General features: G+C 46.3%; 8 protein-coding genes. 6 read left to right on the top strand and 2 right to left on the bottom strand.

The features are described 5' to 3' along the window. The first annotated feature begins 710 nt into the window (after positions 1-710). Genes otsB through BLS03_RS23745 form a run of 3 tightly spaced genes read left to right on the top strand, consistent with a single transcriptional unit; the run spans position 711 to position 4,637 of the window. Positions 711-1,463 carry a trehalose-phosphatase gene (otsB, locus tag BLS03_RS23755; RefSeq protein WP_176765679.1) on the top strand — a complete coding sequence of 251 codons (753 nt, stop codon included), beginning with the start codon at positions 711-713 and terminating at the stop codon, positions 1,461-1,463. Beyond that, a complete protein-coding gene (locus tag BLS03_RS23750; protein ID WP_093279350.1) occupies positions 1,453-3,249 on the top strand; it encodes a glycoside hydrolase family 15 protein in 1,797 nt (598 codons plus the stop codon). The genes otsB and BLS03_RS23750 overlap by 11 nt, the downstream gene beginning before the upstream one ends. After that, the gene (locus BLS03_RS23745) at positions 3,246-4,637 is read left to right on the top strand and encodes an alpha,alpha-trehalose-phosphate synthase (UDP-forming) (protein WP_218122045.1); all 1,392 of its coding nucleotides are present in this window, start codon (positions 3,246-3,248) and stop codon (positions 4,635-4,637) included. The genes BLS03_RS23750 and BLS03_RS23745 overlap by 4 nt, the downstream gene beginning before the upstream one ends. Before the next feature lie 33 nt (positions 4,638-4,670). Here BLS03_RS23745 and BLS03_RS23740 read toward each other — a convergent pair whose 3' ends face one another. Both BLS03_RS23740 and gmhB read right to left on the bottom strand, forming a co-directional pair. Continuing rightward, positions 4,671-5,018: an MliC family protein gene (locus BLS03_RS23740; RefSeq protein ID WP_093279349.1), complete on the bottom strand. Its 348-nt coding sequence runs from the start codon at positions 5,016-5,018 to the stop codon at positions 4,671-4,673. A 54-nt stretch (positions 5,019-5,072) separates the two neighbouring features. Continuing rightward, complete coding sequence (gene gmhB / locus BLS03_RS23735; protein WP_093279348.1) at positions 5,073-5,624, bottom strand: D-glycero-beta-D-manno-heptose 1,7-bisphosphate 7-phosphatase; 552 nt, start codon at positions 5,622-5,624, stop codon at positions 5,073-5,075. A gap of 233 nt (positions 5,625-5,857) precedes the next feature. Here gmhB and metN point away from each other — a divergent pair, with 233 nt between their 5' ends. The 3 genes from metN to BLS03_RS23720 are packed head-to-tail and all read left to right on the top strand — an operon-like array spanning position 5,858 to position 8,428. Beyond that, positions 5,858-6,892: a methionine ABC transporter ATP-binding protein MetN gene (metN, locus tag BLS03_RS23730; protein WP_093279347.1), complete on the top strand. Its 1,035-nt coding sequence runs from the start codon at positions 5,858-5,860 to the stop codon at positions 6,890-6,892. After that, on the top strand, positions 6,882-7,559 hold the full coding sequence (locus BLS03_RS23725; RefSeq protein ID WP_093279346.1) for a methionine ABC transporter permease: 678 nt from the start codon (positions 6,882-6,884) through the stop codon (positions 7,557-7,559). Before metN ends, BLS03_RS23725 begins: the two co-directional genes overlap by 11 nt. Before the next feature lie 59 nt (positions 7,560-7,618). Continuing rightward, the gene (locus tag BLS03_RS23720; protein WP_093279345.1) at positions 7,619-8,428 is read left to right on the top strand and encodes a MetQ/NlpA family lipoprotein; all 810 of its coding nucleotides are present in this window, start codon (positions 7,619-7,621) and stop codon (positions 8,426-8,428) included. Positions 8,429-8,622: the final 194 nt, after the last annotated feature.

Here is an 8,622-nt window from a genome sequence, read left to right as displayed (position 1 = left end):
GAGGGGTTCCCGAGTGGCCAAAGGGAGCAGACTGTAAATCTGCCGGCTCCGCCTTCGATGGTTCGAATCCGTCCCCCTCCACCATATTCTTCTCGATAGAGAACATCAAACCAGCTTTTAGCTGGTTTTTTTGTATCTTAAATTCCTGTTGTCCTACACTAGCCATGCAACTTTAATTAAATTGTTGCCACATCAAACCGCGCTTACTTGAATCACCACACCAAATAAAACGAACAAATATCAACCACACTTAAGTTGTTTCGTTAGCACCAAGATGATCACTTTTTGGCTATTTTTTAACCAGGGCAATATAATATAAGCTCATGAAAATAATATATAAATTAATTTACCTAGTTTTAAAATTTCCAAACAAAATAAAAACTAAAAAATAATTAAAAATAAAAAACTCATTTTTTAAATATCAAAAAAACTAACAATATTACATTTCAAAAAATAAAAAACCTTTTCGTAACTCTCACAATAATAATTATTCCTTTCAATTCTAAGCAACCTCCTTTACACACAAACACCCGAAAAACAAAAGCTCATTTCATAAACCCACCAACAAAACGTCATAAATTCGTTATTTATAGGTAATTTCTTAACTATGAAAAAAACATATATCCAATCAGGTTGAGGTATAACTCAGGGTTGTTTTATTGATTTGAACACGTTAGTTTAAATATAACGCCTTGATGAGAGAGCCTAATATGCAAAATACGTTGCCGAATATGAATTTTAATCAATCTGCAATATTTTTGGATTTTGACGGAACACTTGTCGACCTACAACCTACCCCTGATGCCGTGATTGTCTCCAACCAATTACGCCAAATGCTGCTACAGTTAAATGACCACACACAAGATGCACTGGCTTTAGTCAGTGGCCGCAGCATTGAATCCATCGATCAACTAATAAAACTGCCCAATGTTGCGGTGAGTGGAAGCCATGGAATGCAATTTCGTTTGGCGCAAGATGCACCGATTTCTCTGCACCCTCAAGTCACACCGCTGCCAAAACATATCATCATCAGCTGTGAGCAATTCTGCGCTCAACACCAGCTGTTACTGGAACATAAACCGTTGTCGATTGCGCTGCACTATCGCAGCCATCCACAACGGGAATCCCAAGTTGAACAGTTTCTCGATCACTTGATCGCTGACCTGCCTGACTTGGAAATACAAACGGGCAAATTTATTCGTGAACTCAAACCTCGAGGCATCGATAAAGCCTCGGCGTTGGAATATTTTGTTCAGCAGCCCCGTTTTAGCGGTCGTACACCTTGGTATTTTGGTGATGATGTGACTGACGAACACGCCTTTGCTTGGGTCAAGCAGCATCAGGGCATCAGTGTCAAAGTAGGAGAAGGCCAATCTTGTGCGGATTACCGTCTGCAATCGCCTCAGCAAGTCCTTGAATATTTTCTGATGAATCTAAAAAGCGAGGAACAACATGCTCGATAACAATCTGGAATTAGCCCTGATAGGTAACTGTAGGATCAGCGCTTTGGTCAACAAAATGGGAGAAATCGTCTGGTGCTGCATGCCGCGTTTTGACAGCGATCCCGTGTTTGCCTCCTTGCTCAAAAGCGGCGCCAAAGAGTCACTCAATGGCACCTACGGCATCGATTTAGATGGTTTTAGTCATAGTGAGCAGGAGTACCAGAAAAACACGGCGATCTTAAAAACCACCCTTTACGACCAAAAAGGCAGTGGCGTCGTGATAACCGACTTTGCACCGCGCCTATGGCAATACGGACGAACTCACCGCCCGGTGACCTTAATGCGCATGATACAACCTATTGGTTCTCCCAAAATTCGCATTCGAATTCGCCCAGCAGATAACGAGCAAGATACAGCCTATCAAAGATTAGAAGGCAGTAATCACATTAAATTTATCGGCAGTTCACAATCGCTGCGCCTGACTGCGGATATTTCCATCACCAGCATTCTTGATGAGAAGTGGTTTATTCTCGATCGTGACTGTCACCTAATTTTTGGCTCTGATGAAAGTATCGAAGAGCCGATCACTCAACTCACGCAGCGCTTCTTACATGAAACGGAAGCCAACTGGCGCGACTGGGTGTGCAATCTCGCCATTCCATTTGAGTGGCAAGACGCGGTGATTCGTTCAGCCATCACCCTTAAGCTCAGCGCATTTGAAGATACCGGCGCCATTGTCGCCGCTATGACCACTTCAATCCCTGAAGCCAAAGATACCGAGCGTAACTGGGATTACCGCTTCTGTTGGCTACGCGACAGCTACTTTACGGTGCATGCTTTAAATAGACTCGGTGTCACAGGCACCATGGAGCAATACCTTCACTACTTGGTCAACCTCGCCGCCACCGTCGACGATGAATATCTGCAGCCGGTATTTTGCATTAACGGCGATAAACAAATGGAAGAGCGCATCATCACCAAGCTCGATGGCTATCGAGGTATGGGGCCAGTGCGTTTTGGTAACCAAGCGGCCGATCAAATTCAGCATGACGTTTACGGCGCCATTGTGCTTTCTGCTACGCAGATGTTCTTTGATGAACGAATTCGTAAACCCGATGACAAACGCCTGTTTCCACTCCTCGAAGAAGTGGGCGAAAAGGCCGTCAAATACTATAACCAGCCGGATGCCGGGTTATGGGAGCTGCGCGGTAGCCAGCACATTCATACTTTCTCCAGCATGATGTGTTGGGCAGCGGCAGACAGACTGGCAAAAATTGCCGAAACACTGCAACTGCATGGCCGCCAAGAGTATTGGCAGCGCCATGCCGACACCATTCGCAGTGATATAGACCAGCACGCTTTTAATACCGAACTGAATAGTTACACCGCCACTTGGGGTGGCGATACCATGGATGCAAGCCTACTTTTGGCGTGCTCGCTTGGCTATGTCAAAGGTGACGATCCACGCTTTATCGGCACCGTCGAATCCATTGAAAAACAACTTCGCCCTTCAGGCAGTAAATACGTTTTCCGCTATGTGATTGAAGACGATTTTGGGGCACCAGAGAACGCCTTTACCATTTGTTCTTTCTGGTACATCGAAGCACTGGCCGCGATTGGCCGTGTTGAAGAAGCGCGCGCGCTGTTTGAGGATTTGCTTGAACGACGTAATCACGTCGGCTTGCTATCCGAGGATATCGACCCTGTCACCGGTGAGCTGTGGGGTAACTTCCCACAGACCTACAGTATGGTGGGGATCATTAATTGTGCACGAATTTTAAGTCAACGTTGGGAGGATGAATTATGAGTCGATTAGTCGTGGTGTCCAACCGTGTCGCACGACCGGAATCATTGAATAGTGGGGCCCAGGGGGGCCTCGCTGTCGGGGTCCTGGCCGCAATGGCCGAAGCAGGAGGTCTGTGGTTCGGCTGGAATGGGCGAATAGAAAATCGCCCTACAACAGAAGTAAGAGAAGAAAAACGCCAGAATATTGATTTTGTCACCATAGGATTACGTCAAAACGAATACAACAATTTTTACCTCGGTTACGCCAACAGCGTCATTTGGCCGCTGTTCCATCAACGCCCGGATTTAATGAGCTACCGACACAACAATCGAATGGGTTATCTAGGAGTAAACCGCAAGTTCGTCAATCAACTGCTGCCGTATTTAAAACCTGATGACACCATCTGGATTCACGATTACCAACTGATTCCAATGGCGAAAATGTTACGAGAATCAGGCGTCAAATCGCCGATTGGTTTCTTCCTACATACCCCATTCCCTTCCTATGATTTGTTACGCGCTCTGCCCGATTACAAAGAGATGCTCGATGAATTGCTGCATTATGATTTGGCCGGCTTTCATACCAAAATCGATGAACACAACTTTCATGAGTCGATTCGTTACGGTTTAGGTGGTGCCGTGCCGCGCTCGGGATTGGTCGATTGCAAAGGTCATAAAGTGCAAACCGGCGTCTTTCCAATCGGCATTGAAACCGATGAGATGGCGGAACTCATGAGACGCGGTAAAACATCAAAAGAGTACCAACAGCTCAAAGAAGAACTCGGCGAACGTAAGCTGTTTATTGGTGTCGATCGCCTCGACTACAGTAAAGGGATTTTTCGCCGCATTCAGTCTTACGAACAGCTACTCAAAAACCACAGCGAGATGCACCGTAAAGTGGTTTACATGCAAGTCGCGCCAACATCGCGAGGTGATGTCAAAGCCTATTCTGAACTCGCGCAGCGTATCGACCAAGCCGCCGGGCATGTCAACGGTACTTATGCCGACTTTGACTGGACTCCGCTTCGTTATATCAACCGTGGCTTTAGACGCCGAACCATTCTCGCGCTGTATAATCTATCGCATGTTGGCTTTGTCACTCCGCTACGCGATGGCATGAACTTGGTGGCCAAAGAGTACGTTGCAGCTCAAGACCCGGACGATCCTGGCGTGTTGGTGTTATCCGAAACCGCAGGGGCCGCAGCAGAGCTCACCGACGCGGTGATCGTCAACCCTTACGACACCGAAACGGTGGCCAAAAAACTCGCCGAAGCGGTACAAATGCCACTTGATGAACGCATTGATCGCTGGCAGAAAATGATGACGGTGCTGCGCCGCAACAATATTCACGCATGGCAACGCAACTTTAGAGCCGCGCTGAAACCGCAAATCCACCCGCCAATCGATTAAAAAGCCAAAGGGCGTGCACAATGCACGCTCTTTTTAATTCACGATTCGACAGTTTTTAAACACAGTCCCTTTAAACTCTAAACGAGCCTGGTCGACTTTGGTCAACAAGGTTAAAGGATGGTGAGTATCAGGTGGGTCGTCGGCCAACACGAAATGACCGCCCGGCCCTTGACCAATCCGTTTTAGCGCATATTCTCGCTCGGAAAGTTCGAGCCATGCTTTGGCGAAATCGCGTGCATAAACCACAGTGAACATTTCACCGGATTCGCATTTGTAGTGGTAGGTGATGGCATCATCACCCCATTTAGGCGACGTAGAGCTACATCCAGCCAAGGCTATCGCCATCACTAACCCCAACGCCATAAAAGTGTGGTTATTCATCGTCACTCCTTAGGCCTAATAAAAAAGGCCGCGCTTGCGACCTTAATTATAATCCTATTTGGTGAGATAACCCGGCACTTGCTTGAGGCTGTCGAGTACCACATCAGCCAACGCTTCACCCTGTGACGTGATTGGCTTCCCGGTTCTTACTAAAATTTTTCTGCCAACGCCTGCTGCTTGCGCTGCCATTAAGTCTTCGGCTTTATCTCCGACCATCACCGAGTTCGCCATATCAATTTTGAGGAAGTCGCGTGCTGAGATAAACATGCCAGGCTTTGGTTTGCGACAGTCACAATCTTCTTTGTATTTGCCGATGCCATGTTCAGGATGATGAGGGCAGTAATAAATACCGTCGAACTCAACGCCGTTATCGACAAAGTTCCAATCCATCCATTGGGTCAAAGACAGAAAACGGTCTTCGCTAAATTTACCGCGTGCGATACCAGACTGATTGGTTACGAGAACCAACTGATAGCCCATCTGTTTAAGCTGTTTACAGGCGTCAAAAACGCCATCGATAAACTCGAAATCATGCTCATCATGCACATAGCCGTGATCCACATTGATGACACCATCTCGGTCCAAAAACACTGCTGGTTTAGCCAAAACTACCTTCTCTATCTATATTGACGCCAAAACTTTGGGAATTATTGCACGCTTTATTTCTTTCATCACTATCTAATTCCGAAATGTCACAGCATTCAATTGCATTTAGACGTCTAGACGTCAAAATATCTATTGACTTAAATCAATGAAACCCATAGCATCTGCTATCAAATAAGAACTCTCTTAGTATATTGTTCTAAAGCCCCCTGTACGACACATGAACAGGTTTTTAAATGATTGAAATTAATCAAGTAAATAAAGTCTTCTATCAAGGCCAAAAAGAAATTCACGCACTCAAAGACATCAATTTGAAAATCTCACAGGGAACGATTTTCGGTGTCATCGGCTCATCAGGGGCAGGAAAAAGTACCCTAATCCGCTGTGTGAACATGTTAGAAGCCCCAACCACCGGCGACATTATTGTTGATGGTATTAATCTGACTAAGCTGTCTAAACGTGAGCTTAGCGAAGCACGCCGCAACATCGGCATGATTTTCCAGCACTTCAACTTATTGTCTTCTCGCACCGTGTTTGAAAACGTGGCTTTGCCTCTTGAATTGGCAGGCAAAGAGAGCGCGCATATTGAATCAAAAGTGACGGAACTGCTGCAACTGGTTGGCCTGGCGGATAAACGCGAAACCTATCCAGCGAACCTGAGTGGCGGTCAAAAGCAACGTGTGGCTATCGCCCGTGCATTGGCGTGCGATCCAAAAGTATTGCTGTGTGATGAAGCCACCAGCGCATTGGATCCGGCCACCACGCACTCGATTCTTGAGCTGCTCAAAGAGATCAACCGCAAACTGCACATCACGATTTTGCTGATCACCCACGAAATGGATGTGGTGAAAAGCATCTGTCACGAAGTGGCGATCATCGGTGATGGTGAACTGGTTGAGAAAGGCACGGTCGGTGAGATTTTCGCTCACCCGAAAACGGCGCTTGCCCATCAATTCATTCGCTCAACCTTGGATCTATCGATTCCTGAAGATTATCAAGCACGTTTACATCAGCAAAGTATCGAAGGCAGCCATCCACTGGTACGACTTGAGTTTACTGGCGCAACAGTTGACGCACCGCTGATGTCGCAAATCTCACGTAAGTTTAATATTGATGTCAGCATTTTGAGTTCTGACCTTGATTACGCAGGCGGAGTGAAGTTTGGCATGATGGTCGCCGAGTTCTATGGCGCCGAAGATGACAGCAACGCTGCTCTGGTTTTCCTAGATGAACATAACGTCAAAGTCGAGGTATTAGGTTATGTCCTTTAATGACATTGAAACGTGGCTGGATTTAAACTCAAAACTGCTCCTGACCGCGACTTGGGAAACCTTGTACATGGTCGCTGTGTCAGGCTTAGTCGGCTTTGCACTAGGCATCCCTCTTGGCGTCATTTTGCATACCACCAAAAAAGGCGGTTTGCTTGAAAACACCACACTCAACAAAGTACTTGGCGCAATCGTCAACATCGGCCGCTCAGTGCCATTTTTGGTCTTGATGGTCGCGATCATTCCGGTCACCAAAATGTTGGTCGGAACCTTTATCGGTACCACAGCAGCAATCGTACCGCTGACCATTGGCGCGGTGCCTTTTGTGGCTCGCTTAATTGAAGGTGCGCTGCTGGAAGTTCCAACCGGATTGGTTGAAGCGGCGCAGTCGATGGGCGCAACACCGATGCAAATCATTCGCAAGGTGCTACTTCCTGAGGCGATGCCAACCATCATCAACACAGTAACCATCACTTTGGTGACCTTAGTCAGTTACTCAGCGATGGCCGGTACCGTTGGTGGCGGCGGCTTAGGTGATGTCGCGATTCGTTACGGCTTTCACCGTTACGACGTGGTTATCATGGGCGTTACCGTAGTAATGCTGATCGTACTGGTACAAATTATTCAATCGATTGGCGATGCAATTGTTCGTCGCGTTGACCATCGATAATCTATGATTCAAATAACAATAAATTCAAAATATTTTTAGAGTTTAACAAGGAGATAGTCATGAAATTTACACTTAAAGGTCTGCTAGCCGTGGCAGCGGCTGCATCAGCATTAGTTTTGTCTGGTTGTGGCGAGAAAGCGCAAGACAACAGCAAAATCAAAGTTGGTGTTATGGCAGGTGCTGAAGCACAAGTTGCTGAAGTCGCAGCAAAAGTTGCCAAAGAAAAATACGACCTTGATGTTGAACTAGTGACCTTTACCGATTACGTAACACCAAACGCAGCGCTAGACGACGGTTCAGTGGATGTGAACGCATTCCAACACAAACCATACCTAGATCAACAGATCGAAGACCGTGGCTACAAACTGGCGATCGCTGGTAACACCTTTGTTTACCCAATTGCTGGTTACTCTAAGCAAGTAAAATCGGTTGACGAAATCAAAGATGGTTCGCGTATCGCAGTCCCTAACGATCCAACCAACCTTGGTCGTTCTCTAATTCTTCTAGAGCAACAAGGCCTAATCAAACTGCGTGACAACGTTGGCCTACAAGCAACGGTTCGCGACATCGTTGCTAACCCAAAAAACATCGAAATTGTTGAGCTAGACGCGGCCCAGTTGCCACGTTCTCTGGATGATGTAGCACTATCAATCATCAACACCACCTACGCGAGCTCTATCAACCTGACGCCAGAAAAAGATGGCATTTTCGTTGAAGATAAAGAGTCTCCATACGTGAACCTAATTGTGGCGCGTGAAAACAACGTCAACAACGAAAACGTGAAAAACTTCGTTAAAGCTTACCAAACTGACGAAGTGTACCAAGCAGCATCAAAAATCTTTAACGGTGGTGTAGTGAAAGGTTGGTAATAACTGACCTTGTCTCTATCCTCTAAAAAAAGGGCCATTTCGGCCCTTTTTTTGATCGCAATACCCGCCCAATAAGAGCAGCAATACACTCTCCTTTTCAGCGCCATTCTGAAATGTCTGTAGGAATTTTCTGATACTCAATATGCAGTGACATTTTCATCGTAAAGTTTAGTTATGCTTTGCGGGTGTCGAAC

The sequence above is a fragment of the Vibrio xiamenensis genome, from assembly GCF_900100015.1.
GTDB classification, from domain to species: domain Bacteria; phylum Pseudomonadota; class Gammaproteobacteria; order Enterobacterales; family Vibrionaceae; genus Vibrio; species Vibrio xiamenensis.
The sequence above is the reverse complement of the archived record's forward strand: the minus strand, read 5'-3'. Positions and strand labels throughout refer to the sequence as shown.

Coding starts and splice junctions, on each gene's coding strand:
- BLS03_RS23720 (WP_093279345.1), top strand. CDS start 7,619: ATGAAATTTACACTTAAAGGTCTGCTAGCCGTGGCAGCGGCTGCATCA.
- BLS03_RS23725 (WP_093279346.1), top strand. CDS start 6,882: ATGTCCTTTAATGACATTGAAACGTGGCTGGATTTAAACTCAAAACTG.
- BLS03_RS23750 (WP_093279350.1), top strand. CDS start 1,453: ATGCTCGATAACAATCTGGAATTAGCCCTGATAGGTAACTGTAGGATC.
- metN (WP_093279347.1), top strand. CDS start 5,858: ATGATTGAAATTAATCAAGTAAATAAAGTCTTCTATCAAGGCCAAAAA.
- BLS03_RS23745 (WP_218122045.1), top strand. CDS start 3,246: ATGAGTCGATTAGTCGTGGTGTCCAACCGTGTCGCACGACCGGAATCA.
- BLS03_RS23740 (WP_093279349.1), bottom strand. CDS start 5,018: ATGAATAACCACACTTTTATGGCGTTGGGGTTAGTGATGGCGATAGCC.
- otsB (WP_176765679.1), top strand. CDS start 711: ATGCAAAATACGTTGCCGAATATGAATTTTAATCAATCTGCAATATTT.